We start from the raw sequence: 24,402 nt of genomic DNA, 5'->3' as shown, positions 1-24,402 counted from the left end.
GCGCATTAAGTTTAAAACATACACTGGAGAGTAAAAAATGGATCCAATATTTCAATCCTTACAAACTGTTATCGACCGCTATGATGAACTAAATGAACAGCTGGCTGACCCAGAAGTAATGAATGATAGTCAGCATTATACGCAGTTATCTAAAGAAGCTGGGGAAATGCGTGAGACTGTTGAGGTTTATACACATTATAAGCAAGTGGTGCAAGACATTGCAGATGCTGAAGACCTTTTAGATGACGATGAAATGGCACCTTTGGCCAAAGAAGATCTTAATACGTTGAGACCAGAAAAAGAACAACTTGAAAGTCAATTAAAAATTTTGATGATACCAAAAGACCCCAATGATGATAAAAACATTATTATGGAAATTCGCGGCGCAGCCGGTGGTGATGAATCGTCACTGTTCGCCGCTGACCTATTAGATATGTATCGGCGATACGCTGAACGACAAAATTGGGTGTTGAGCATTATCGATGAAAGTACGACTGAAGTAGGTGGCTATAAAGAAGTTGCTGTCATGATTACTGGTGACAATGTGTACTCTAAATTGAAGTTTGAGTCTGGTGCGCATCGTGTGCAACGTGTACCGTCGACGGAAACGCAAGGACGTGTGCATACTTCAACAGCAACAGTTGGTGTGATGCCCGAATTTCAAGATATTGACTTTGAATTAAATGAGTCCGATTTAGATGAAGAATTTTTCCGTTCAGGTGGCGCCGGCGGACAAAATGTTAACAAAGTGTCGACAGCTGTACGTTTAATTCATAAACCTACAGGTATCATGGTTAAAATGCAAGAAGAGCGTACGCAAATAAAAAACCGTGATAAGGCACGCAAATTATTGGCTAGCCGTGTTTACGATTATTATGCGCAACAAAATGAAGCTGAATATGCCGAAAAACGTAAGTCAGCCGTTGGTACGGGTGACCGTTCTGAACGTATTAGAACGTATAATTATCCACAAAATCGTGTAACTGATCATCGGATAGGCTTAACTTTGAATAAACTTGATCGTATTATGAATGGTGAGTTAGGTGAAGTCGTTGATGCATTGGTTATTGCTGACCAAACAGCGAAGTTATCTGAACTGAATAAAGCCTAAATATGACTGAAAAACATTTTGATATACCAAAACAATTTAAATCAGTTGGTCGTGGTGAACCAATTAAGAAAATCACGCTTGATAAATTAACTGCCCCTAAATGGTACGACTGGGATGATATTAGGGTACCCAAAAGTCCTGCTAATGTTAAAATTTCATTACTTGAAGGTCGTAAATGGGCGATTAGTGAATTAGTTGGTGTTGGCGTGCCAGAAGATGATGCTAAAGACAATGTTGACTTTTTGTTAAGTGGTGCATTAAATATTAATTATGCTTACTTACGTGCTAATATAACACGCACGATGCCCACTGGATTAGCTGCAGTTTGGCCGAGTTGGGTTGCAAAATTAATTGATAATCAACCACCACAATATATTTTAGGACATGCACCTTTTTATGGTCGTGAATTTATGGTTGATGATCGTGTCTTAATACCGCGACCGGAGACAGAACAATTAGTTGAATGGATTTTAAAAGATGCTTCGTCTACCGTTGGTAATCCAGTGTCAGTATTAGATATTGGTACTGGTTCTGGGGCTATTATAGAGACTTTGATGCTAGAAAACCCACGTGTCAGAGGCTTTGCTGCCGATATTTCATCAAATGCACTGTCAGTTGCTGAAATGAATGCTCAGCGCTTTGGCTTAAATAATGTGCATATGGTTGAAAGCGATGTATTCAGTGCGATTGCTAATTTAGAATTTGATATTATTGTTAGTAATCCACCTTATATCGCAACAACTGATGAAAATGAGATGGATAGTAGCGTTATCACGTATGAACCACATATGGCTTTATTTGCCGATCACAATGGATTAGCTATTTATGAAAAAATTGCGCTTGGTCTGGATAAGCATCTAACAAATCATGGTCGAGCTTATTTTGAAATAGGATATAAACAAGGACAGCAAGTGGTCGATATCTTAAAATCAGCCATGCCTGATGCTGAAATCACGCTTAAAAAAGATTTTGCAGGATTAGACCGTATGATTCGTGTAGTGAAAGGAGTATAGCATTGGTTTTCTAATAGATTATTGATGCGTAAGTTGATAATGAAAACAGAGCGATTAACAAATCAAGAAACACAACGCGCGGGTGATTTATTAAAGGCAGGTGAAGTTGTTGCTTTTCCTACTGAAACTGTATACGGTCTTGGGGCGGATGCAACAAATGACGAGGCTGTTAAAAAAGTATTCATAGCAAAGGGACGTCCGTCAGATAATCCTCTAATTATGACAGTTGCTGATATAGCGCAATTAGACCCTTTTGTCACTATTTCCGACATGGCTCAACTATTGATGGCGCATTTCTGGCCTGGTTCACTGACCATTATTTTGCCAATTAAGCCAGGTAAAGTATCCATGTTAGTGACTGGTGGTTTGCAAACAGTGGCTTTCCGTTTACCAGATAATGACGTGGCACGAGCAGTTATTCGTGCAGCAGGGGTACCAATAGTTGGACCTAGTGCGAATACATCAGGTAAGCCATCACCAACAACTGCAGCACATGTTTGGCATGATATGCAAGGTAAAATTGCCGGTATTGTTGATGATGGTCCGACTCAAATTGGTGTTGAATCAACTGTGATTGATATGTCAGCTACGACGCCAACTATTTTACGTCCTGGGGCTGTCACACAGCAACAATTAGAAGCTGTGTTAAACATGCCAGTGGTTGATGCCACAAGCACCAAATCAGTTGCTAGCAATGTGACACCAAAAGCACCTGGTATGAAATATCGCCATTATGCACCAGATAAAAATGTTGTCATGTTTGACCGTTTAGACGCTTTAGATCTAAAAAATGAGTTACAAAAAAATGATGTTGTCATGGCGCAAGAACCAACACTTTCAGCCATGCAATTATCTTTAGATCAGAGTTGGTCGTTGGGTGAAACGCTTGAAAGCGCAACAGAACAGTTGTTTTCAGGGTTGCGTTTTTATGATGATGAAATACAAGTAGCTACAATATATGTCGAAAAAATGTCACCGATTGGTTTAGGTAAAGCTTATAATAACCGCTTGGCGAAATCGGCGGGTAATCAAGAATTTAGTGTTTAAAAAGAAGTGAGTTAATCACTTCTTTTTTAGTTGCTAGTTAGTAGAGTGATTGCTTTTTTGCAGACTCAGGATTTGATGAGGAGGTTGTTGGTTAACTTGAGTAGAAAATGAGTGAATAGTGTTTATTTCGTTTTTTAATTTACAGAAAACAATTTTTGATTTTGATGAAAACGTTTACATTTAAAATGCCGTCAGATGGGCATTTACGGGCTATTGCCTGATATAACAAGGATTTGCATGATATTTTACTTGATATTTTGTAAGCGCTTTGATAAACTAATAACAGAAGCTGATTAACAGCTAAAAAGGAGAATTTAATTATGACACAATCAAAAGACTTTAATATTGTAGCAGAAACAGGTATCCATGCACGTCCAGCAACATTGTTGGTACAAGCAGCTTCAAAGTTCACATCAGATGTTACTTTGTCATATCAAGGCAAGGATGTTAACTTGAAGTCAATCATGGGTGTCATGTCATTAGGTGTTGGCCAAGGCGCCGATGTGACAATTAAGGCAGAAGGCGACGACGAAGAAGCAGCAATTAAGGCTATTGTCGAAACCATGGAAAAAGAAGGACTCGCAAAATAACAATGACTAAGAACTTCAAAGGAATCGCGGCAAGTAATGGCGTAGCAATTGCAAAAGCCTATTTGTTAGTTGATCCAGAATTGTCTTTTGAAAAGACAGTAATTAAAGATGTGACGGCTGAACAAGCACGTGTCGACGATGCTTTGAAAGCTTCTAGTAAAGATGTTGAAATTATTAAAACGAAAGCTGAGCAAAACTTAGGTGCTGATGAGGCGCAAGTTTTCGAGGCACATTTGATGATTTTATCAGATCCTGAAATGTCTGGCGCATTTAAACAAAAAATCGCTGATGAAAAGGTCAATGCTGAGCAAGCTGTTAAAGAAGTAACAGACACATACGTTAGTATGTTTGAAGCAATGACTGACAATGCTTATATGCAAGAACGTGCGGCAGATATTCGTGATGTGACGAAACGTGTGATGTCACATTTGCTCAATGTTTCATTGCCAAACCCAGCATTGATCAATGAACCAGTAATTTTGGTGTCTAAGGATCTGACGCCTTCTGATACGGCACAACTTGATCGCCAATTCGTTAAGGGAATCTTGACTGATATGGGTGGTCGTACGGCTCATGCTTCGATTATGGCACGAACATTAGAAATACCAGCAGTTGTTGGTACTGATGTTGCTACAAAAGAAGTGGCAAGTGGTGTGACGGTTATTGTTGACGGTTTAACAGGAGACGTTATCGTCGATCCTTCTGCTGAAACGTTAGCAATTTATGAGCAGAAGGCAACAGATTATTTAGCACAACGTGCTGAGTGGGCATTGTTAAAAGACCAACAGTCTGTCAGTGCAGATGGTAAGCACTTTACTGTCGGTGCTAACATTGGTGCGCCCAAAGATATGGCTGCTGTTCTGAATAATGGTGCTGAGGGTGTTGGTTTGTATCGAACAGAATTCTTGTATATGGAATCTGATCACCTCCCAACAGAAGATGAACAATTTGAAGCTTACAAATCTGTTGTTGAGCAGATGGATGGTAAGCCAGTAACTGTCCGTACGATGGACATTGGTGGCGATAAGCACCTTGATTACTGGAAATTACCTGAAGAAGAAAACCCTTTCTTGGGTTATCGTGCGATTCGTATTTCACTAGATCAAACGGACATTTTCCGTACGCAGTTGCGTGCCTTGATTCGTGCATCAGCTTTCGGTGATTTGTGGATCATGTTCCCAATGATTGCGACATTGGCTGAATTCCGTGATGCCAAGAAGATATACCTTGATGAACGTGCTAAGCTTGAAGCAGCTGGTGTCGTGATGGGTGATATCAAGTTAGGTATTATGATTGAAATTCCAGCTGCGGCAGTTTTGGCAGATAAATTCGCCAAAGAAGTTGATTTCTTCTCAATCGGAACTAATGATTTGATTGCTTATACAATGGCAGCTGATCGTGGTAACGATCGCGTGGCGTATTTGTATCAACCATATAACCCATCGATTTTACGTTTAATTAATAATGTGATTAAGGCAGCACACGACGAAGGTAAATTCGTTGCCATGTGTGGTGAGATGGCTGGTGATCCAATCGCCGTGCCACTACTTGTTGGTATGGGATTGGATGAATTTTCAATGAGTGCACCATCTATTTTGCAAACACGATCATTGATGAAGAAGCTGAATACGGCTGACATGAAGTTGTTGGCTGAAAAGGCTTTGGATGCTGAAACTAATGATGAAGTTATTGCATTAGTTGAAGCCACCGTTAAATAAAACCAATTAATTTTAATAAGATATATTTGATCCACTTTAATAGTTAAAGTGGATTTTTTTATGGTAAAAATTTTTTAACCAAATCAGTAGATATTCGTTATATTTCATGAAATGAGAGGGGGATGAAAATAGATCATTATGAATAAATGTTAGTTGATATAGCACATGAGATTATTGGTTTTTTGATTAATCAGAATATGCAAAAGCAAGATGCAGAAGATATTGTGCAGGATATATTTGTTAAATGGATTCAAACAGATCTGGTGTTACCACTTGATAAACTAAGACCGTGGTTATATCGAGTTGCATATCCAGAGCGAAATATAACTTTTGGATTCAATGGAGAAAAAAGTCAAGAGCTAATAGCAGGAGATGTTATTTTTAAAAAAATTCAAATACACAAAGTATTGTACAGAATAAGATAACCAAACAGAAAGAGCCCACTTTTTTTAATACGAAAAGTAGCGCAACATATACCAAAAATAGAACAGTTAATTTTTCACCTACGCATGAAGCTAAAACATTAATCAGTATGAACAATACTCTGGGTGAAGTGGCTATAACATTTGATAAACGTTATACTTACGATGATATAAGGACTATGTTGCCTAATAATGTCATGATTAATTATTATTGACTAGGCTATCATAGTTCGGAAATACAATTTTCACCTTATAATATTGGCAGGTGTTATTGTGACAGGAAGAACAAAAAATTTGGCTAAATTAGACAATTTGCCTTAAGTTTACGCTACTAACGTTGGTGTTATAACACCAATTATGCCTTATCAAGAACCGCTTAAATAACAAGTACTTGCACAACCACCGTAAGGTGGTCTTTTTTGTGTTAAAATATAACTTATGAAGATTTTAGCATTTGATACAAGTAACCAACCACTGACCGTGAGTTTGGCGGAAAATAATCAGGTTTTACATGTCTTTTCGACTAATGAGGCACGCAACCATTCCATTCAGCTGTTGCCCGCAATTAAAGAGACATTGGCAACTGAAAATTGGGCTTTACAAGATATTGATCGTATTGTCGTGGCACAAGGTCCTGGGTCGTTTACAGGGTTACGTATTGGCGTGACTGTTGCTAAAGTGTTGGCTGATACGCTTAATACTGAAATTGTTGGCGTTTCAAGTTTAGCTGTCTTGGCTGCGCAAGTTACTAGCACACAACTCGTAGTGCCACTTTTTAATGCACGAAATGATAATGTGTTTGCCGGTGTTTACTTAAATGGACAAAATGTGTTGGCAGATGAGCATCAACCAATTGCTAATTTGTTTACTTGGTTACAAAGTCGGAGTGAAAAGATAACGTTTATCGGTGATACCGATATATTTTTAGAAACGATACAAACAACTTTTGGCACGCAAGCAACAATAGTAAGCTCAGCGGAAAGTTTACCAGATGGATATGGTATCGTGAAGCTTGGGCAACAAGCGCAACCAGTGATTGATGTGGCAAACTTTAACCCAGAATACTTACGTAAAACGCAAGCTGAATTAAATTGGATTACAGCACATCCGGGTGAGGATAAACCTGAAAATTATGTTTTTGAAGTTTAATCATCATAAAAAATTGCCATTAATGTTGCCAAAATTTGAACAAAAGGTAATTGACACAAAAGGATATTCGTTTACATTACGTCGTGCCACCAGTCAAGATATTGACACTTTAATTAAAATTGAAGAGGCAGTTTATGATGGTCAAGCACCCTGGTTATTACGAGATTTTTTGAGTGAATTATCGCGACCGCATATCCGTCTTTATCTAGTAGCAGAACGCAATGCACAGATTGTCGCTTTTGCTGGCGGAGCATATCGTCGTGACACACAGGATATTCATATTACTAATATCGCGGTGCTACCGATTTGGCAAAATATTGGTTTGGGATCGACCATTATGACAGAAATTAGACTATTTGCTGAACAAATTGGTGTGATGACGATGACATTAGAAGCCAGAGCATCAAATAGTGGTGCGATTGCACTGTACCAGCGTTTAGGCTATGAACAAACAGGTATTAAAAAAGGGTATTATCTTGGAGACCATGAAGATGCGGTTTCAATGGCAAGAACAATTGACAATCAGAATAGCAACAATTAAAGACTTAGCTCATATTTTTGACATTGCTGACGTGGCATTTAACCCGTCACCATGGCCAAAAAGTGTCTTTGAACACGAATTAAATAGTCCACGTAGTCGATATTTTGTGACGGTTGGTGGTTTTGTGGGCGTAACGCAAATTTTAGATGAAGTTGAAATCGGTAGTGTTGCGGTTCATCCAGACTACCAACAACAAGGCATTGCACAAGCATTGTTAAAGAAGGTGTTGACTATGCCCGATGTGACGCGTTTTTTGTTAGAGGTAGATGCGACTAATACAGCAGCTATTGCGTTATATCGGAAGTTGGGATTTGAAGTTTATCATCACCGAAAAAAGTATTATAGAAATGGTCATGATGCGCTTATGATGGCCAAAAATGTGTGATGAAACGACGCCTTTAAGGAGTGATGTTATGACCAGCCAATTTATTCGTGGTTTTGCTGAAGATCAACAAAAACAAGAAGCATTATCAATTGATCCCAACATATTGTTATCACATCATTTAATGATTATTGGTGCCACAGGTAGTGGGAAATCAACATCGCTTTTGTCACTGATTAGCGCCATGCAAACTCTCAAACAAACAAATGTTGTTTTTGATGCAACAGGTGAATTTAGTGATATTCCTAACGCTGTACACTATAAACTTGGCGAAAATGCTAATTTAGATTTTGCTAATTTAACAGTTTCAGAAGTGGCTAGCTTACTTAATATTCACACGCCAATGTTGATCGAAAAACTTGCTCAAGCAATCGAATCACTTAAAATACAGAAAAATATTGTTAAAGAAACCGGCATTCTGAATAAAGTCAATAAAAGTATTAAGACGTTTGACAATGAGCGACGACAACTCAGAAGTTATGCGACAGACTATGATGCATTGTTGATTACTGAACAAATTATTCAAGAATTTAGTGTGCCGTATAGTGATGCGCAAGCCGACTATCAATTGTTGGGACAAGAATTAGATACATTGGCAATTCGTCAGTTGTGGTCAGAAATTTTAAATGTAAAAAATGTGCTTAATGCGCCAGATTTTAAACGTCTTTTTAATCTTCATCAATCTCGGTTATTGTCAGCTCACTTAACGACTCAAACTGATTTGTTTTATGTGCTCAAATTATTTTCTGAAAAAGATAGCCAAAATAAGACACTAGTTATTGATGTGAGTGCCATTCCTGCTGATAGTGCCACGAGTCGGCTCATATTATCAATTTTATTAAAGCAATTAATCACTTTACGCACGACTAGTCAACAACGGCTGCCAATTACAATTTATCTTGATGAGGCGCATCGGTACATGCCGGAGGCGTATCAGTCGCTCACTGACTCTGGTATTTTTAAAGTCCTGAGAGAGGGCAGAAAATATGGTATTTATGCTGTCGTTTCAACACAATCACCGTTAGATATACCAGCACAATTGAGAGGCCAATTTGGGAGTTTGTTAGTACACCAGTTAAATGATAGTGAAGAGCTGACGGCTTTGATCAGTAATCATAAGTTTAATCAAGCACGTGTACGTGATTTAGAGATCGGTGCTGGCTTCTTGAAGTTATTTAATCATGAGCCTGTGGCAGTAAATATTAGTGCGTCACATATAAAACATGAAACGCAATCACCAAGATTTCGTTAGGATTATTTTTTTGACAGCTTGAGTTTGGATTTCACTGTAGTCACGAGAACAAATTCGCACCAGTTTGGTATGCATCGTTCAAAGTAAAAGCCACAAAGCTAATTGTTAATTAAAAGAGATTACAGTATTTTAAAAACGTATTTTTCTAATGGAAGGAGCATGTGATAACGATTGCGAGTCGTTTAATCACATATTTATAAAATGACCAAAATTATATCCTTTGAATCAAGTGCAGATGAGACGAGCGTTGCTATCGTTGAAGACGGACACATTGTATTGAGCAATTCAGTTGCCACACAAATCAATTCACATCAACGTTTTGGTGGGATTGTACCAGAAGTTGCGAGTCGCCACCATATTGAATGGATTACACGCGTCTTAGATGATGCGCTATCATTAGCAGAGACGAAACCCGAAGATTTGGATGCTGTCGCTGTAACTTATGGCCCTGGATTAGTTGGTTCACTGTTAGTTGGGTTAATGGGGGCTAAAACTTTTGCATTGGCTCATAATCTGCCCATTATACCTGTCAACCATTTAGCTGGACATATTGCAGCAGCTAACTTCAATGCACCCATCATTTATCCGGCACTCGCCTTGATGGTTTCTGGTGGACACACTGAATTGGTGCTCATGCGTGAAGAAAATCATTTTGAAGTGCTTGGTGAAACGCGTGACGATGCTGCAGGAGAAAGTTTCGATAAAGTCGGTCGATTATTAAAATTACCTTACCCAGCAGGTAAAACAATTGATGACATGGCGCATAGAGGTCAAGCAACAATTAAATTTCCAACTGCTATGGCACATGAAGATAATTATGATTTTAGTTTTTCAGGCTTGAAAAGTGCGGTAATAAATTATGTGCATCACGCTGACCAAAAAGGTGACACCATCAATCAAGATGACTTAGCAACAAGTTTTCAAAATGCTGTTGTCGATGCTTTAATTGGCCGGACACGTCGCGCATTACAAAATTTTCCAGTTAGAAGTTTTGTTTTGGCTGGTGGTGTTGCAGCAAATAGTCAGCTACGAGATGAATTAAAGATACTATTAGAAGATTTTTCACAAACAGCATTTATTCCAGTACCGTTACAATATACAGGTGATAATGGGGCAATGATTGGCGCTGCAGGTTATTGGAATTTCAAGCAAAATATTTTTGCTGATTTAGACTTGAATACAGACCCAGGACTAGATTTTGAATTATTAAAACCATGACAAGATTGTGAATTTATCACTATCTTTTGTCAATGTACGTAGTTATATGATATAATAGTTATGCAAAAGTTCACAAAGTGAACTGATAAAATGACTTAACCTATGTAAAATTCATCTATTGGAGAATATCATGACACCACAACCTAAAATTCCTCGTGCTACGGCAAAGCGTTTGCCGATTTATTTTCGTTATTTAACTTTTTTGCATGATGCTGGCACAAATCGTATTTCGTCATCAGAACTTAGTGATGCAATTAAATTCGATGCAGCAACTATTCGTCGCGATTTTTCATATTTTGGTGCGTTGGGTAAACGCGGCTATGGCTATGATGTTAAAGCCTTGCTTGATTTTTTTGCCAATGTGTTAGATCAAGATAGTTTGATTAATGTCGCTTTAATTGGTGCTGGTAACTTGGGACAAGCACTACTGAACTTTAATTTCCATCAATCATCAAATATGCGTATATCGGCAGCGTTCGATGTTGATGAATCACGCGCTGGCACGATTTTATCTGGTGTACCTATTTATGATATGTCAGATTTGAAAGAACAAATCACAGCACAACGGATTAACATCGCTATCCTGACAGTACCACAAGGTGTGGCACAGGAAATTACAGACCAGCTGATAGATGCAGGAATTAAAGGGATTTTGAACTTTACACCACTACGTGTCACAGTGCCATCTGATGTACGTGTGCAAAACGTTGATTTGACCAATGAATTACAAACATTAGTTTATTTCATTGATAATTATGGTTCAATTACGACAGGATTATAAAAATGGCTGTTTTAGATTTAAATGACAAACAAAAAGTAATCGCATATCAGAAATTTGTTCGTGAGGATCCACGCGGTCAAGTAACCCAAGATCCTCTGTGGGGTGATTTGAAAGCTAATTGGGGACATGTTTATGTCTACCATGAAACAGATGGTCAGATTGATGCTGTGCTGACTGTTCTAACTGTTGAAGCAGTTCCAGGCAAACTATTAGGCTACGCTGGACGTGGCCCAATTGCTGATATCAATGATATTGGATTAATTAAAGCAATGATCCATGAAGCATTAGCGGCATTGCCAGATAATGTTTTTCTTATTCGTTTAGACCCAGAAGTGGCTTATAGCGATGGGTTAAATGAGGCATACAAGTCTGCTGGGTTTGTCACACGTAACCGTGATGTTGAACATATGCATGGTAATATTCAACCACGTAAAAATATTGTATTATATTATGATGGTCGTGGCGAAGGTGCTTCCCCGATTAACACTGAAGATGAGCTTATGCTACATTTTAAGCGCGATTATCGTAATCAAATTCGTCGTGCTGCTAAAGATGGGGTGACGGTAACGAATGGCGATAGTGAAGCTGATGTGCGTGCTTTCTTTGAAACATATGTTTTAATGGCAGCAGCGCAACATATTACGCATCGCCCGATTGATTACTTTTTACAGATGCAACAATTATGGCAAGGAACTGGCCTATTTAAAGTTTTCTTAGCTCATTTTGAAGGGCAAGTCATTGCGAGTGGTATTGGTTTTAGTTATGGTGACGAGATTTGGTATATGTATGCTGGTTCAAATCGTGACTATGCCAAGCATTATGCACCTTACGCTGTACAATGGGAAATGCTAAAGTGGGGTCTGTCACTTGGTAAAGTTGAGTACGATTTCGGGGGCGTGGGAGACTTTGTACCTGAGGATGGTCTGTATAAATTTAAACACGGCTTTGCATATCATGACCCACATGCCGAATATATTGGTGAATTAGATTGGGTTATTGATGAAGCAGGGTACCAAGAGTATTTGAAACAATTTAGTTGATAAGCCGCCAAGTGGCGGCTTTCTTATTTAAATTATGATATAATTGGTAAATTAATCGGAGTAATAATGTTAAAATTAAAATCTTTGTGGACAAAATATGAGTCTGTTTGGTTGTATATTATATTTGGTGTTTTGACGACAATTGTCAATATCATTGTTTTTTTTGTGTTATATAACTTATTACATACAAGCCATACAATTGCCTATGTGGTTGCGTGGTTCTGGGCAGTATTATTTGCTTATTTAACGAATCGGGTATGGGTTTTTCACTCAAATAATAGTTCAGCATTGGCTATTATAAGAGAGATTTGGCAATTTTATCTTGCACGTCTATTAACAGGTATTATTGGCTATTTTATTTTGAGCTTTGGTGTCGATCTGTTACAACAAGATGCCAATATTTGGAATATCATACAAAATATATTTGTAATCGTATCTAATTTTGTATTGAGTAAATTGCTTATTTTTAAAAAAAGGAGTCATGAATGACAATTAAACTAATTGCCTCCGATATGGACGGCACATTTTTGACGGAAAATGATATCTATAGTCAGGGTCGATTTGAGCGTATTTTAGATAACCTACGGACAAGGGAGATTCGATTTGTAGCAGCCTCTGGACGACAAGTTAAAAATTTACAGGAGTTGTTCTTGCCAACAATTGATAAAGGCTATGAAATGGATTTTGTTGGCTCAAATGGGGCAATGGTTGCCACACTTCAAGAGCAGCTATATTCAGTTCATTTGTCGTTTGATCAGTTGCAAAAAGTAATTGATTGGAATGCTAGGAATCCTGAGTCAGCTGAAAATATTATTATTATGACAGGTGAAGAAGCAACATATGTTTCTAACCATGCCACCGGTCCTGTAGCTGAAATGGTTTTTCAGTTTTATCCAAATGTTAAACAAGTTGAAAAGTTGATGTTAGTGGATGATCGTATTCTAGAAGTGACTTTTGTGTGGCCAAATAATGAGGTGCAACAACATGTTGCTGCACTACGTGAGGTTTTTGGTGCTGAATTGCATGCTACGGGTTCTGGATTTGGCTCAGTTGATGTCTTAGGTAAAGGCGTTGATAAGGCAACTGGTTTACAAGTATTACAAGATTATTATGATGTGTTAGATGATGAGGTCATGACTTTTGGAGACAATAGTAATGATTTAGAAATGTTAAAAAAATACAAAAATGGTTTCGTGATGCCAAATGCTGAGGATTTTATGCTGGCTGCAATTCCTAATAAAGCATTAAATACGAATGTGAATGATGGTGTACTCGAAACGATTGAAATGTATTTGGGCATTTAAATTCATAATTAGATCAAAAAAAAATAAGACGTTAGTCTTATTTTTTTTGATCTGGTGAGGCAAAACGATTGACGCTGATAGCAACCAAAACACCAATAAATGTGTCAACAATTCGATCAATAACATATAATACGGTAGCTCCAGCGGGGATGTTAAGCGATATCATGAGTAGTGCAGCTAGTGCACCAATGACACCACTGTTAAAATTAAAACCATCCAAGAAAACAATTGCGATAATAACGAGTAGAGGCAATAATAGGATAGATACCCAAGCTGCATTATGTGTATGGACATGAACTAAGAAATATAACAGTGCCAAAAGGCCGCCAACGGTGTTCGAGATTAACCGAATTTTCGCAAAACTTAGTGTTTTATCCCAACTTTCACGTAACGCAAAAACGGAAGCTAGGGCTGCAACGAAAGGAGGACGCTTTAAAAAGTAGAAAGCTGTAATGATAATCATGACAGCTAACCCGGTCTTTAACGTGCGTAATCCCACACGAAATTTCCCAAATTGCATAAAACCCTCCTTAATATTCTTATTAGTTTATCATAAATATATGGTAAAATCTATGTATATTAGATTAAAGGAATGTGCAGAAATAAATGTCAAAGCGATATTTAGATATTTTAGTGCACAGGTGCGGGATATGATATCAAATTCAACGATCGATTTATTAAAGCAACATATGTCCATCCGTGCATTCACAGATGAACCAGTATCAGACGAAATGGTTGAAACTATTTTTACAGCTGCTTATGCTGGACCAAATTTTAGTAACTTGCAGCCAGTGACGTTTATTGAAATCACGGATCAACAATTTAAAGCTGATATTAGTGCACAGGTTGGTATGTCTTATATTGAAACAGCCACACGATTTTTCGTTGTTACTGTTGATTTTAACAAAGATTTAATTGGACTCGATGATGAAACACGTCGTCAAGCTGAAGCAAGACTATCTAATTATTCAATGCTAGAGGGTGGTGTGGTTTCTGCTGGTGTGGCATTGGCTCGTGCGCAAGTCGCAGCTGAGTCATTAGGATTAGGTTGCGTGACGATGGCTGGTGCGGTCGGTTCTTTTGAATTATATGAGGAACGATTACACTTACCAAAATTTGTTAAGGCTGTTATGGGATTTTCTGTTGGTTATCCGGCACAAAATCCAGGCATTAAGCCTAAACTATCATTGCCAGGTATTTTGATGACAGATAAGTATGATCAAAAGCAAATGGAACAAGCGGTGAAAACCTATGATGACGTCATGGTTAAATACTATGATAAACGGGGTGCAGATAATTCTTGGATTCGTAATAATGCTAAAGTATTAACACGCCAAGAGAATTTAACACCATTATCAAATTATCCAGTAAGAAAAGGGTTTAATTTAAGATAAGCCCTTTTCTTTTTTGTGGTAAAATGAAAGCGCATACATAATTTATTGAAAAGTAATGTATGAGTAACTAAAGGAGAAATAGCATCATGACTATTTTAATGTTAAAACCTGAATTACATCATAAAATTTGGGGTGGCACACAATTAAAACAATTTAACTATCAACTAGATTCTGACCACGTTGGGGAGGCGTGGGTGATTGCTGCACATCAAAACGGTGTGTCCACAATTACTAATGGCTCTTACCAAGGGCAAACACTATCTCAGTTGTGGCAAGAACACCCAGAATTATTTGGGGGTCACGATGCAGATGAAAAATTTCCTTTGCTAGTTAAAATACTAGATGCTAATGAGAATTTATCAATTCAGGTTCATCCTAATGACAAACAGTCGTCGGAAAATTTCGGTAAAACTGAGAGTTGGTATATCTTGGATGCCAAGCCGGGTGCGCAACTTTATTATGGACATCATGCCCAAGATGCTAAGGAACTGACTGAATTAGTTGACCAGCGCGATTGGGACAAACTATTACGTACATTGCCCGTGAAACGTGGTGATTTCTTCTACGTCCCAGCAGGGACATTCCACGCCCTAGGTTCTGGTATTTTAGCCTTAGAAATACAGCAGAGTTCAGATACGACGTATCGTTTTTATGATTTTGATCGTTTAGATAAAAAAACAAATCAGCCGCGTCCGTTACAAATTGAAGAAGCGCTTGCTGTTACAAAAGTGCCACATGTCGATCCAATTTTAAATCAACGCACGCGAATTCAAGATAATACAATTATAACGCGCTTACTCACGTCACCAAAATTTACAATTGACCGCCTGTCTATCCGTGGTGAAAGTCATTTCAACCAGCACCATAAGTATGAATTGTTCAATGTCATTGATGGTGATCTGAGTTTGACTGATGGTCAAGCAACTTATCAATTGAAAAAAGGTGATAATTTTATTATGTTAAAAGACACTGGTAACTACATGATAACAGGTGATGGTGAAATCATTGTTAGCTTTGTAACGCCAAAAAGTTATCAAAAACAAGAACTCGCTTACCTAGATAACTAAAAATATGACGTCGTTTTCAGAAAAAGTCATATGCTTTTTGTTCAATAATGAAAGCGTTTACTTTTATATGAAAACAGTGTATACTAATATTTGGAAAGAGATAATTTGGAAATTGTCTTGTAAGCGTTTACATTTTGGTGTTAATTAGCTATAATCAATAAGTAAACAATTTATTGAAAAGGAGATTATCGATGGTTAATCTTATTGTTGCCAGTCATGGTGACTTCGCCAAGGGCATTTTGATGTCAGGTTCAATGATTTTTGGAGAACAAGAAAACGTTGAAGTTGTCACATTCCAGCCTACCGAAGGACCCGATGATTTGGATAAGCATTATCAGGAAGCATTGGCAAAATTTGGTAATGATGATGATACATTATTTCTAGTTGATCTTTGGGGTGGCTCACCGTTTAATCGCGCTAGCTTGATTCAACAGCAGAATCCTGAACATACAGCTATTATCGCGGGGTTGAACTTGCCGATGCTGATTGAGGCTTATGGTGGACGGCTTGGTATGAATACTGCAGCGGACTTAGCTAAGTATTTAGTGCCAGTTGCTAAAGATGGTGTGAAGTCAATTCCTGAAGCTGAAGAAGCTGCGTCTAAAGCAGTTAAACCAGGTGCTTCAACAGCTGGGTTAAAGGCAGGTCATATTAATATTAAGTTGGCCCGCTTGGACACTCGTTTGTTGCATGGCCAAGTGGCCACTGCTTGGACGCCTGATTCAAAGGCAAATCGTATTATCGTAGTTTCTGATGCAGTTGCTCACGATGAGCTACGTAAAAACTTAATTCAACAAGCGGCACCAAATGGTGTCAGAGCTAACATTGTTCCAATTAGTAAAATGATTGAAGTAGCAAAAGATGATCGCTTCGGTAGTGTGGATGCCTTCTTATTATTTGAAACAGTTGGGGATGTCTTGGCTGTAGTTAAGGGTGGTGTACCAATTAAGTCATTAAACGTTGGTTCCATGGCACATTCAGAAGGTAAGACGATGGTTAATCGTGTGCTTTCAATGGATAAAGCTGATGTTGCTGCATTCGAAGAGTTACGCGATTTAGGTGTCACATTTGATGTACGTAAAGTACCTAGTGACAATAAGGCTAACTTGTTTGAATTAATCAAGAAAGCTAATGTTCGTTAATCTTGTAGAACATTTATATGAAAGGTGTTTAAACTATGTCTATAATTGCAATAGTTTTAGTCGTAATCATTGCATTCTTTGCTGGTATGGAGGGTATTTTAGATCAGTTTCAAATCCACCAACCATTGGTTTCGGCAACATTGATTGGGATGGCTACTGGCCATTTGACCGCAGGAATTATGCTAGGTGGGTCATTACAAATGATTGCGCTTGGTTGGGCTAACATCGGTGCGGCTGTCGCACCAGATATCGCGTTAGCTTCGGTAGCTTCGGCTATTATCATGGTTAAGAGTGATAACTTTACGTCAACAGGTATTGGTGTTGCCGTTGCTTCAGCTATTCCATTAGCTGTTGCCGGTTTGTTTTTAACAATGATTGTTCGTACAATCGCTGTTGGGTTGACCCATGGTGCCGATGCTGCTGCTAAAGAGGGTAAGTATCAAACAATTGAACGTTTGCACTTGTTTGGCTTACTGCTACAAGGTTTACGTATTGCGATTCCTGCAGGCTTGTTGATTGCGATTCCTGCAGCGGCTGTTCAATCAGCATTAGGTGCTATGCCTGATTGGTTGACTGGTGGTATGACCATTGGTGGTGGTATGGTTGTTGCAGTTGGATATGCAATGGTTATTAACATGATGGCAACGCGTGAAGTATGGCCTTTCTTCGCCATTGGTTTTGCTCTAGCAGCTGTTAGTGAATTAACATTAATTGCGTTAGGTGCTATCGGTCTTGCACTTGCTTTGATTTACATTAATCTATCAAAGATGGGTGGCAATAGCGGTGGTGGTGGTTCAAATGGTGGCGACTCGGGTGATCCGGTCGGTAGCATTTTGAACCAGTATTAGGAAGGGGCAATATGATGGCTGAAAAAGTTGAACTTACACGTAATGATCGCTTGTCTGTCGCATGGCGTTCTCAATTCCTACAAGGTTCGTGGAACTATGAACGTATGCAAAACATTGGTTGGGCCTATTCTTTAATCCCAGCTATTAAAAAATTATATACAACAAAAGAAGATCGCGCCTCTGCTTTAAAGCGCCACTTGGAATTCTTTAATACACATCCTTATGTGGCTTCACCTATTATTGGTGTGACGTTGGCTTTGGAAGAAGAACGTGCCAATGGTGCCGCAATTGATGATACTGCCATTCAAGGTGTTAAGATTGGTATGATGGGTCCATTGGCTGGTATTGGTGATCCAGTCTTCTGGTTCACTGTTCGTCCCATTCTTGGTGCCTTGGGAGCCTCATTAGCGCTATCTGGCAATATCTTAGGACCAGTTTTGTTCTTTGTTTTGTGGAACTTAATTCGTATGTCATTTATCTGGTATACGCAAGAATTTGGTTACCGTGCCGGATCTGCTATCACGCAAGATCTTTCAGGTGGTTTATTGAAAGATATCACCAAAGGTGCGTCAATTCTTGGTATGTTTATCTTAGCAGTCCTAGTTGAGCGTTGGGTTTCAATTAAGTTTGCCGTTGAATTACCGGCTAAAAGGTTAGCCGAAGGCGCTTATATTAAGTTTCCTAATGGCTCAGTGACTGGTGGTAAATTACAACAAATTTTAGGTGACCAAGCTTCTGGATTGTCTTTGACAAGAATGGAACCTAATACATTGCAAGCTAACTTAGACAGTTTGATTCCTGGTTTAATGGGATTGTTGCTGACATTCTTGGCTATGTGGTTGCTTAAGAAAAATGTATCACCTATTGTAATGATTATTGGTATCTTTATTTTTGGAATTCTTATGCGTGTGCTACACATTATGTAATATAATAATTATATGGGAAAAAAGCGCCCGTCTGAATAGACGAGCGCCTTTGTACATAGAAAACAACATACTCATTTCTGCCATTAAGTGATGAGTGAAAGGTGGGGAGTAAGGTATGGTACAATCACTTAATAGCAGTGTTGAATTAACAACCCAAGGTATTTCATTTTTGGGAATTGGCGCTCGATATGGTAAATTTCTGATTGGCGATAAGGCATTTGAATTTTTTAATGATAATAATGTGTCTGATTACATTCAAATTCCTTGGGCAAATGTTAATATTGTTTATGTTAACGTTTCAAATAAAAAAATAGGTCGTCGTTTTCGTGTTGTGACAGATCGAGGTAATTTTGATTTTTCTGCCAAAGCAGCAGGAAAAATCTTAAAAACTATGCGTGAACATATCGGGGATGATAAAATCTTGAGAAATCCAACAATTTGGCAACGTGTCAAAGCAATTTTTTCTAAGAAACGAAAGATGGGTAGTTAATGAAGTATTTACAAAGGCATCAAGTTTTACGTTATTTGACCATCGTTGCAGCCCTGGAATTAGTAGCGGTAAGTATTAACTTCTTTTATGCACCAGCTAAAGTAGCTGCAGGTGGCGCAACAGGATTGGCAATTTTAACCAATCAATTATTTGGCTTTGATCGTGCAATTGTTGTTTTAGTTGTGAATGTCTTGATGATTATTTTGGCAGCTGTTTTTTTGGATCGTGGGACGACAGCACGCATCGCTTTTGGTAGTTTCGTGTTACCTATACTATTAAAAATAACACCAAGTGGCCAAGTATTAACTGATCGCACATTTGCAGTCTTAGTGGGGGGGACAATTTTTGCCGTTGGTTTAGCTTTACTATATCGCGTTGATGCCTCGAGTGGTGGTACGGCAGTACCACCAATGATTTTAAAAAAATATTTTCGAATTGCACCGGCATTTTCGTTACTTGTCATTGACACTGTTGTCTCATTGGGAAACATAGCGACTGGCGGCATTGAACCACTTTTGTTGGCCTTATTCTCATTAATGATTACAGCTGTTATTATGAATTATATTGAGACAGGGTTAGATCGACGCAAAATGGTGTATATCACAAGTAATAACAATATTGAGGGCATTAAAAACTATCTTTCTCATAATGAAACGAGTTTTACTTCGCTAGATGTGCGGGGTGGATATACTGGTGATGGTCGTGAAATGCTGATGGTTATTTTAGACAATCAAGATTACAATCACCTTTTACGTGGGGTGCATTTAGTTGATCCGCAAGCCTTTATGATAGCTTATGATATTAGTGAGGCTCATGGTGGTACCTTTATTTAATTGAATATAAAAGCACGAGTAAATCTTCAATTATCAGTAAGATTCGCGAGCAAATGACGCATTGCAGGTGCGTCTTTTTTTATTGACAATAAAAGGTAAAGTGATATACTTAAAGGTGTAGTTAGCACTCAATATAAAAGAGTGCTAAAATCAAAATCAAATCGGAGGTATTGTCTCATGTTGAAGCCATTAGGTGATCGTGTGATTATTGAAGTAACAGAAGCTGCGGAACAAACAGTTGGTGGTATTGTGTTAGCAAGTAATGCTAAGGACAAGCCTGTAACAGGTAAAGTTGTTGCTGTGGGCACAGGTTACGTGTTAAATGATGGTAAAATCCGTGAACTATCAATTGAAGTTGGTGATGAAGTTTTGTTTGATAAGTATGCAGGTCAAGAAGTATCATTTGAAGGAACTGATTATTTAGCGCTTCATGAAAAAGATGTTGTAGCAGTGGTTGAATAAATAATTAATCAATTTTGTGTTTTAAAAAGAATGATAGATGAATATTAATTATCTATCATGATATAAAAATTAAGCATACTAAAGAGGTATTTTACAAATGGCTAAGGAATTAAAGTTTTCAGAAGATGCACGTTCAAAGATGAAGGCAGGTGTCGATAAATTAGCTGACACAGTTAAGACAACGATTGGTCCTAAGGGGCGTAATGTTGTTTTGGAACAATCTTATGGTGCACCAACAATTACTAATGATGGTGTGACAATTGCTAAGGCAATTGAATTAGAAGATCATTTTGAAAATATGGGGGCAAAGTTAGTAGCTGAAGTTGCTTCAAAGACTAATGATATTGCTGGTGATGGAACGACAACGGCTACGGTTTTGGCACAAGCTATTGTTTCAGAAGGCTTGAAGAATGTGACTGCCGGTGCTAACCCAGTTGGTATTCGTACAGGAATTGAAAAAGCAACGGCTGCTGCTGTAGCTAAGTTGCATGAACTATCACATACAGTAAATACCAAGGCTGAAATCGCTCAAATTGCTTCTATTTCTGCTGCTAATGAAGAAGTTGGTCAATTGATTGCTGAGGCAATGGACAAAGTTGGTAATGATGGTGTGATTACCATTGAAGAGTCAAAGGGTATTGAAACAACGTTGGATGTTGTTGAGGGTATGCAATTCGATCGTGGTTATATGTCACAATACATGGTGACTGATAATGACAAGATGGAAGCTAACTTGGACAATCCTTACATTTTGATTACTGATAAGAAGATTGGTAACATTCAAGATATTTTACCTGTTTTGCAAAGCGTTGTTGAACAAGGTCGTGCATTGTTGATTATCGCTGATGACATTACTGGTGAGGCTTTGCCAACATTAGTTTTGAACAAAATGCGTGGTACATTTAATGTTGTTGCTGTTAAGGCACCAGGGTTTGGTGACCGTCGTAAAGCACAATTAGAAGACATTGCTATTTTGACAGGTGGTACAGTAATTACCGAAGACCTTGGTTTGAATTTGAAGGATGTTACAATTGAACAGCTTGGCCAAGCTTCAAAGGTTAACATTACAAAAGATAACACAACTATTGTTGAGGGTTCTGGCGACAAAGGTGCTGTTACTGCACGTGTTGATACAATTAAGCAACAAATTGCTGAAACAACTTCTGACTTTGATCGTGAAAAGTTGCAAGAACGTTTGGCTAAGTTGGCCGGTGGTGTGGCTGTCGTTAATGTTGGTGCTGCAACTGAAACTGAGTTAAAGGAACGCAAGTATCGTATTGAAGACGCCTTGAATGCCACACGTGCTGCTGTTGAAGAAGGTTTCGTTTCTGGTGGTGGTACGGCATTGGTTAATGTTATTTCAGCTGTTGAAGCCTTGTCAGAAACAGGTGACGTACAAACAGGTATCAATACTGTCATTAAAGCCTTAGAATCACCTGTTCGTCAAATCGCTGAAAATGCTGGTTTGGAAGGTTCTGTGATTGTTAACAAGTTGAAGGAACAAGAAGTAGGTGTTGGGTACAATGTTGCCACGGGTGAATGGGTAGATATGATTGCTGCTGGTATTGTTGACCCAACAAAGGTCACACGTTCAGCGCTTCAAAATGCTGCTTCAGTTTCAGCTTTGTTACTAACAACAGAAGCTGTAGTTGCAGAATTGCCTAAGGACGAAGCTGCGCCAGCTATGCCACAAGGTGGTATGCCAGGTATGATGTAAGCAGAATTAAAATAATTAATATCGTGTTTCAAAAAACCTCAATCCGAGGTTTTTTATTTTGAGATAAAAGGTCTAGCAGACAGAGTTGCTAGGCCTTTTAAAATAAACTATACTATTAGCAATATCTATATAAAATTATTTTGGAGAATTTATGATTATTTATTACTCGCTTTCCGGGCACACTAAAGCAGTTGCAACACAAATTTCTGAAAAAACAGGTGACCGTCTTTATGAAATTGAATTAGATAAACCGTATAAAAACAATCCACTGATGATGGTACGTTTTACGAAAGAAAAAATGACTGGCGTGATACCCATGGTAAAGAAAATTGATATGATTGATGACATCATTTATCTGGGCTATCCTATTTGGGGGAAGGACATGTCATTGGCTATGCAAGGATTTTTGAAGGCCAATGACTTATCTGGTAAAACCATTAAACCTTTTATTACTAGTGACACCAGTGAGCTGGAAATAAGTTTAAGCACATTAAAAAAATTAGCACCGCATGCAAGCATTGATGCTAATTTTAAACCAGAAAATATTGAGTAAGCGACTGTTATATTTTTACTATCTAAATTATTAAGCCAATGCACCCATTGGATCCCAAGGTGCCAGTAATTTTGGTTGATTATTATCGTAAATGTCAACTAATTCATCACTTAAGTACGACTTGTTAACAACAATTTGATAAGCGAATTCACTCATCCATTCATCTGACATGGTGAAGTAACCATCTTTACCAGCCTTTTCACCCCATGAATTTTCAACTTTCCATTTTGTGGGTTGCTCATTTTCGTTTAAATCAACGCCAGTCAAAACCATGGCATGAGTCATGAGACTATCACCATAATCTAAACGTTGTGCTTTAGTCATTTTGGAATTGACTTGGAATAAGTCATCAGTTGAGAAGATACCATCGGCCATTAATCCGTTGTTACGATCGACTTGTGGTCCCATATCAACACCAAACCAAACTGATTTACCATCTTTTAGTTGGGCAATGGCTAGTGATTTCATGGTCTCTATTGTGACGTTTAAGTGTTTGACTTGACGTCCACCGACAACGTTACCGAGTAATTCAACGTTATATGTGGCATTATACGGTTTATCAGCTGTGGGCGCATTAATAATTGACACATAATCAGATAATTCCCAACCAACGAATTTTTCAAAATAAGTTTGTGGCGTTAAGTTTTTGACTATTTGATATTGATTGTCTTTATCACGGTATTCAAAGTTAAATTCTACTGGTGGTTCGCCAAAAGTAATAGTGAGTACGCGGTAAATATTTGCTAATAATGCTTTACGAGTGGCGTCAATTGTTTCCTCACTTGCTTTGTGCGCCACTAAATCGCGTAGAATTGTTGCATCATGGCGTAACAAGGTATTAAATGTCGTGTTGAATTCACGTGATGCGGAAGAGGCAGCAGATTCTGGATAAACAGATTGAGGAACAACGCCATATTTTTCAATGATAGCAACAATCATATCCCATTGCCCACCATCTTGTTGTGGGGTTGTCATCAAGAAGGCAACTTTTCTTGAATCAAGTGGCTCTTGCGCAGTGTCCAAGACATTTTGATAAAAGTAGTTGGCCTTTTCAAATTTGTCCCAGAAGAAGGTATAACTTTGAGATAGTTGGAAATCACTAGGTAATTGGAATAAATCTTTCATATCATGACGCATTGTGTTGAGGGCGGCAAACATCCAGCAACGACCGGATTGTTTTTGATTGGCAACTTTACCAGTATCAAGATCAATTGAAAAAGTTGGGGTATTGGCATTTAGAATTTCGTGGTTGAAACTGGCATTATGGATGCCGTTTTTAATTGTCGCACGCTGGGCAATGGTTGTTAGTGGTGATTGTGCCGCTTGCTTGAAATCAGCAATTTCTTGTTTTGTAATTTCTGAAGACATAATGAACTCCTTTTCATATGATTATAATATAGCG

General features: G+C 38.2%; 28 protein-coding genes. 26 read left to right on the top strand and 2 right to left on the bottom strand.

Annotation, left to right across the window (positions count from 1 at the left end; translation table 11 throughout):
* Positions 1–37: 37 nt before the first annotated feature.
* The 16 genes from prfA to FGL89_RS03240 all read left to right on the top strand — a co-directional run bounded on the left by prfA (position 38) and on the right by FGL89_RS03240 (position 13,568).
* The gene (gene prfA / locus FGL89_RS03315) at positions 38–1,111 is read left to right on the top strand and encodes a peptide chain release factor 1 (RefSeq protein WP_014973816.1); all 1,074 of its coding nucleotides are present in this window, start codon (positions 38–40) and stop codon (positions 1,109–1,111) included.
* Between the two features lie 2 nt (positions 1,112–1,113).
* Positions 1,114–2,124, top strand: a complete 1,011-nt coding sequence (gene prmC, locus FGL89_RS03310) for a peptide chain release factor N(5)-glutamine methyltransferase (RefSeq protein WP_147000424.1) — start codon at positions 1,114–1,116, stop codon at positions 2,122–2,124.
* 39 nt (positions 2,125–2,163) lie between these two features.
* On the top strand, positions 2,164–3,171 hold the full coding sequence (locus tag FGL89_RS03305; RefSeq protein ID WP_041773182.1) for an L-threonylcarbamoyladenylate synthase: 1,008 nt from the start codon (positions 2,164–2,166) through the stop codon (positions 3,169–3,171).
* Between the two features lie 320 nt (positions 3,172–3,491).
* Positions 3,492–3,761 (top strand): phosphocarrier protein HPr, encoded by a 270-nt coding sequence (locus FGL89_RS03300; protein WP_014973819.1) that lies wholly within the window; start codon positions 3,492–3,494, stop codon positions 3,759–3,761.
* A gap of 2 nt (positions 3,762–3,763) precedes the next feature.
* Entirely contained in the window at positions 3,764–5,479 is a 1,716-nt protein-coding gene (gene ptsP, locus FGL89_RS03295; protein WP_014973820.1) for a phosphoenolpyruvate--protein phosphotransferase, read from the top strand.
* A 146-nt stretch (positions 5,480–5,625) separates the two neighbouring features.
* The gene (locus FGL89_RS03290; protein WP_014973821.1) at positions 5,626–5,904 is read left to right on the top strand and encodes an RNA polymerase sigma factor; all 279 of its coding nucleotides are present in this window, start codon (positions 5,626–5,628) and stop codon (positions 5,902–5,904) included.
* A gap of 107 nt (positions 5,905–6,011) precedes the next feature.
* A complete protein-coding gene (locus FGL89_RS08825) occupies positions 6,012–6,116 on the top strand; it encodes an anti sigma factor C-terminal domain-containing protein (protein ID WP_476738484.1) in 105 nt (34 codons plus the stop codon).
* Positions 6,117–6,339: 223 nt separating this feature from the next.
* Positions 6,340–7,050, top strand: coding sequence for a tRNA (adenosine(37)-N6)-threonylcarbamoyltransferase complex dimerization subunit type 1 TsaB (gene tsaB / locus FGL89_RS03280; protein ID WP_014973822.1), 711 nt, complete (start codon positions 6,340–6,342; stop codon positions 7,048–7,050).
* Positions 7,034–7,591 (top strand): ribosomal protein S18-alanine N-acetyltransferase, encoded by a 558-nt coding sequence (rimI, locus tag FGL89_RS03275; RefSeq protein WP_014973823.1) that lies wholly within the window; start codon positions 7,034–7,036, stop codon positions 7,589–7,591. The genes tsaB and rimI (FGL89_RS03275) overlap by 17 nt, the downstream gene beginning before the upstream one ends.
* The gene (rimI, locus tag FGL89_RS03270; protein WP_014973824.1) at positions 7,542–7,976 is read left to right on the top strand and encodes a ribosomal protein S18-alanine N-acetyltransferase; all 435 of its coding nucleotides are present in this window, start codon (positions 7,542–7,544) and stop codon (positions 7,974–7,976) included. Before rimI (FGL89_RS03275) ends, rimI (FGL89_RS03270) begins: the two co-directional genes overlap by 50 nt.
* A 28-nt stretch (positions 7,977–8,004) precedes the next feature.
* Positions 8,005–9,225 (top strand): ATP-binding protein, encoded by a 1,221-nt coding sequence (locus FGL89_RS03265; RefSeq protein WP_014973825.1) that lies wholly within the window; start codon positions 8,005–8,007, stop codon positions 9,223–9,225.
* A gap of 201 nt (positions 9,226–9,426) precedes the next feature.
* Positions 9,427–10,443 (top strand): tRNA (adenosine(37)-N6)-threonylcarbamoyltransferase complex transferase subunit TsaD, encoded by a 1,017-nt coding sequence (gene tsaD / locus FGL89_RS03260; RefSeq protein ID WP_014973826.1) that lies wholly within the window; start codon positions 9,427–9,429, stop codon positions 10,441–10,443.
* Between the two features lie 130 nt (positions 10,444–10,573).
* The gene (locus tag FGL89_RS03255; RefSeq protein WP_014973827.1) at positions 10,574–11,224 is read left to right on the top strand and encodes a redox-sensing transcriptional repressor Rex; all 651 of its coding nucleotides are present in this window, start codon (positions 10,574–10,576) and stop codon (positions 11,222–11,224) included.
* A gap of 2 nt (positions 11,225–11,226) precedes the next feature.
* Positions 11,227–12,264, top strand: a complete 1,038-nt coding sequence (locus FGL89_RS03250) for a lipid II:glycine glycyltransferase FemX (RefSeq protein ID WP_014973828.1) — start codon at positions 11,227–11,229, stop codon at positions 12,262–12,264.
* Positions 12,265–12,330: 66 nt separating this feature from the next.
* The gene (locus FGL89_RS03245; RefSeq protein WP_014973829.1) at positions 12,331–12,753 is read left to right on the top strand and encodes a GtrA family protein; all 423 of its coding nucleotides are present in this window, start codon (positions 12,331–12,333) and stop codon (positions 12,751–12,753) included.
* Positions 12,750–13,568, top strand: a complete 819-nt coding sequence (locus FGL89_RS03240) for an HAD-IIB family hydrolase (protein WP_014973830.1) — start codon at positions 12,750–12,752, stop codon at positions 13,566–13,568. The genes FGL89_RS03245 and FGL89_RS03240 overlap by 4 nt, the downstream gene beginning before the upstream one ends.
* A 37-nt stretch (positions 13,569–13,605) precedes the next feature.
* On the opposite strand, the gene FGL89_RS03235 is transcribed toward FGL89_RS03240, so the two are convergent.
* Positions 13,606–14,088: an FUSC family protein gene (locus FGL89_RS03235; RefSeq protein ID WP_135198025.1), complete on the bottom strand. Its 483-nt coding sequence runs from the start codon at positions 14,086–14,088 to the stop codon at positions 13,606–13,608.
* Between the two features lie 133 nt (positions 14,089–14,221).
* Here FGL89_RS03235 and FGL89_RS03230 point away from each other — a divergent pair, with 133 nt between their 5' ends.
* From FGL89_RS03230 to FGL89_RS03185, 10 genes are all read left to right on the top strand, one after another.
* Positions 14,222–14,962 carry a nitroreductase family protein gene (locus tag FGL89_RS03230; protein WP_041773185.1) on the top strand — a complete coding sequence of 247 codons (741 nt, stop codon included), beginning with the start codon at positions 14,222–14,224 and terminating at the stop codon, positions 14,960–14,962.
* Positions 14,963–15,048: 86 nt separating this feature from the next.
* Positions 15,049–16,029 carry a type I phosphomannose isomerase catalytic subunit gene (locus FGL89_RS03225; RefSeq protein WP_014973833.1) on the top strand — a complete coding sequence of 327 codons (981 nt, stop codon included), beginning with the start codon at positions 15,049–15,051 and terminating at the stop codon, positions 16,027–16,029.
* A gap of 191 nt (positions 16,030–16,220) precedes the next feature.
* On the top strand, positions 16,221–17,171 hold the full coding sequence (locus tag FGL89_RS03220; protein ID WP_014973834.1) for a mannose/fructose/sorbose PTS transporter subunit IIA: 951 nt from the start codon (positions 16,221–16,223) through the stop codon (positions 17,169–17,171).
* Between the two features lie 35 nt (positions 17,172–17,206).
* Positions 17,207–18,019 (top strand): PTS mannose/fructose/sorbose transporter subunit IIC, encoded by an 813-nt coding sequence (locus FGL89_RS03215; protein ID WP_014973835.1) that lies wholly within the window; start codon positions 17,207–17,209, stop codon positions 18,017–18,019.
* Positions 18,020–18,033: 14 nt separating this feature from the next.
* Positions 18,034–18,945, top strand: a complete 912-nt coding sequence (locus FGL89_RS03210) for a PTS system mannose/fructose/sorbose family transporter subunit IID (protein WP_014973836.1) — start codon at positions 18,034–18,036, stop codon at positions 18,943–18,945.
* A 115-nt stretch (positions 18,946–19,060) separates the two neighbouring features.
* A complete protein-coding gene (locus tag FGL89_RS03205; protein WP_014973837.1) occupies positions 19,061–19,435 on the top strand; it encodes a DUF956 family protein in 375 nt (124 codons plus the stop codon).
* Complete coding sequence (locus FGL89_RS03200; protein WP_014973838.1) at positions 19,435–20,268, top strand: YitT family protein; 834 nt, start codon at positions 19,435–19,437, stop codon at positions 20,266–20,268. The genes FGL89_RS03205 and FGL89_RS03200 overlap by 1 nt, the downstream gene beginning before the upstream one ends.
* Positions 20,269–20,445: 177 nt before the next feature.
* Complete coding sequence (gene groES / locus FGL89_RS03195) at positions 20,446–20,730, top strand: co-chaperone GroES (RefSeq protein ID WP_014973839.1); 285 nt, start codon at positions 20,446–20,448, stop codon at positions 20,728–20,730.
* A 97-nt stretch (positions 20,731–20,827) separates the two neighbouring features.
* The gene (gene groL / locus FGL89_RS03190; protein ID WP_014973840.1) at positions 20,828–22,447 is read left to right on the top strand and encodes a chaperonin GroEL; all 1,620 of its coding nucleotides are present in this window, start codon (positions 20,828–20,830) and stop codon (positions 22,445–22,447) included.
* A 151-nt stretch (positions 22,448–22,598) separates the two neighbouring features.
* Positions 22,599–23,000, top strand: coding sequence for a flavodoxin (locus FGL89_RS03185; protein WP_014973841.1), 402 nt, complete (start codon positions 22,599–22,601; stop codon positions 22,998–23,000).
* Positions 23,001–23,030: 30 nt separating this feature from the next.
* Here the strand turns inward: FGL89_RS03185 and FGL89_RS03180 are convergent, their stop codons facing one another.
* On the bottom strand, positions 23,031–24,368 hold the full coding sequence (locus FGL89_RS03180) for a C1 family peptidase (RefSeq protein WP_014973842.1): 1,338 nt from the start codon (positions 24,366–24,368) through the stop codon (positions 23,031–23,033).
* Between the last annotated feature and the right edge of the window lie 34 nt (positions 24,369–24,402).

The sequence above is a fragment of the Leuconostoc carnosum genome, from assembly GCF_007954525.1.
Classification (GTDB): domain Bacteria; phylum Bacillota; class Bacilli; order Lactobacillales; family Lactobacillaceae; genus Leuconostoc; species Leuconostoc carnosum.
This window is presented reverse-complemented; position numbering and strand designations above follow the sequence as displayed.

What these genes read in the sequence shown, in the direction of transcription:
- prfA (WP_014973816.1), top strand. Translation starts at nt 38, where the DNA reads ATGGATCCAATATTTCAATCCTTACAAACTGTTATCGACCGCTATGAT.
- prmC (WP_147000424.1), top strand. Translation starts at nt 1,114, where the DNA reads ATGACTGAAAAACATTTTGATATACCAAAACAATTTAAATCAGTTGGT.
- FGL89_RS03305 (WP_041773182.1), top strand. Translation starts at nt 2,164, where the DNA reads ATGAAAACAGAGCGATTAACAAATCAAGAAACACAACGCGCGGGTGAT.
- FGL89_RS03300 (WP_014973819.1), top strand. Translation starts at nt 3,492, where the DNA reads ATGACACAATCAAAAGACTTTAATATTGTAGCAGAAACAGGTATCCAT.
- ptsP (WP_014973820.1), top strand. Translation starts at nt 3,764, where the DNA reads ATGACTAAGAACTTCAAAGGAATCGCGGCAAGTAATGGCGTAGCAATT.
- FGL89_RS03290 (WP_014973821.1), top strand. Translation starts at nt 5,626, where the DNA reads ATGTTAGTTGATATAGCACATGAGATTATTGGTTTTTTGATTAATCAG.
- FGL89_RS08825 (WP_476738484.1), top strand. Translation starts at nt 6,012, where the DNA reads ATGAACAATACTCTGGGTGAAGTGGCTATAACATTTGATAAACGTTAT.
- tsaB (WP_014973822.1), top strand. Translation starts at nt 6,340, where the DNA reads ATGAAGATTTTAGCATTTGATACAAGTAACCAACCACTGACCGTGAGT.
- rimI (WP_014973823.1), top strand. Translation starts at nt 7,034, where the DNA reads ATGTTTTTGAAGTTTAATCATCATAAAAAATTGCCATTAATGTTGCCA.
- rimI (WP_014973824.1), top strand. Translation starts at nt 7,542, where the DNA reads ATGCGGTTTCAATGGCAAGAACAATTGACAATCAGAATAGCAACAATT.
- FGL89_RS03265 (WP_014973825.1), top strand. Translation starts at nt 8,005, where the DNA reads ATGACCAGCCAATTTATTCGTGGTTTTGCTGAAGATCAACAAAAACAA.
- tsaD (WP_014973826.1), top strand. Translation starts at nt 9,427, where the DNA reads ATGACCAAAATTATATCCTTTGAATCAAGTGCAGATGAGACGAGCGTT.
- FGL89_RS03255 (WP_014973827.1), top strand. Translation starts at nt 10,574, where the DNA reads ATGACACCACAACCTAAAATTCCTCGTGCTACGGCAAAGCGTTTGCCG.
- FGL89_RS03250 (WP_014973828.1), top strand. Translation starts at nt 11,227, where the DNA reads ATGGCTGTTTTAGATTTAAATGACAAACAAAAAGTAATCGCATATCAG.
- FGL89_RS03245 (WP_014973829.1), top strand. Translation starts at nt 12,331, where the DNA reads ATGTTAAAATTAAAATCTTTGTGGACAAAATATGAGTCTGTTTGGTTG.
- FGL89_RS03240 (WP_014973830.1), top strand. Translation starts at nt 12,750, where the DNA reads ATGACAATTAAACTAATTGCCTCCGATATGGACGGCACATTTTTGACG.
- FGL89_RS03235 (WP_135198025.1), bottom strand. Translation starts at nt 14,088, where the DNA reads ATGCAATTTGGGAAATTTCGTGTGGGATTACGCACGTTAAAGACCGGG.
- FGL89_RS03225 (WP_014973833.1), top strand. Translation starts at nt 15,049, where the DNA reads ATGACTATTTTAATGTTAAAACCTGAATTACATCATAAAATTTGGGGT.
- FGL89_RS03220 (WP_014973834.1), top strand. Translation starts at nt 16,221, where the DNA reads ATGGTTAATCTTATTGTTGCCAGTCATGGTGACTTCGCCAAGGGCATT.
- FGL89_RS03215 (WP_014973835.1), top strand. Translation starts at nt 17,207, where the DNA reads ATGTCTATAATTGCAATAGTTTTAGTCGTAATCATTGCATTCTTTGCT.
- FGL89_RS03210 (WP_014973836.1), top strand. Translation starts at nt 18,034, where the DNA reads ATGGCTGAAAAAGTTGAACTTACACGTAATGATCGCTTGTCTGTCGCA.
- FGL89_RS03205 (WP_014973837.1), top strand. Translation starts at nt 19,061, where the DNA reads ATGGTACAATCACTTAATAGCAGTGTTGAATTAACAACCCAAGGTATT.
- FGL89_RS03200 (WP_014973838.1), top strand. Translation starts at nt 19,435, where the DNA reads ATGAAGTATTTACAAAGGCATCAAGTTTTACGTTATTTGACCATCGTT.
- groES (WP_014973839.1), top strand. Translation starts at nt 20,446, where the DNA reads ATGTTGAAGCCATTAGGTGATCGTGTGATTATTGAAGTAACAGAAGCT.
- groL (WP_014973840.1), top strand. Translation starts at nt 20,828, where the DNA reads ATGGCTAAGGAATTAAAGTTTTCAGAAGATGCACGTTCAAAGATGAAG.
- FGL89_RS03185 (WP_014973841.1), top strand. Translation starts at nt 22,599, where the DNA reads ATGATTATTTATTACTCGCTTTCCGGGCACACTAAAGCAGTTGCAACA.
- FGL89_RS03180 (WP_014973842.1), bottom strand. Translation starts at nt 24,368, where the DNA reads ATGTCTTCAGAAATTACAAAACAAGAAATTGCTGATTTCAAGCAAGCG.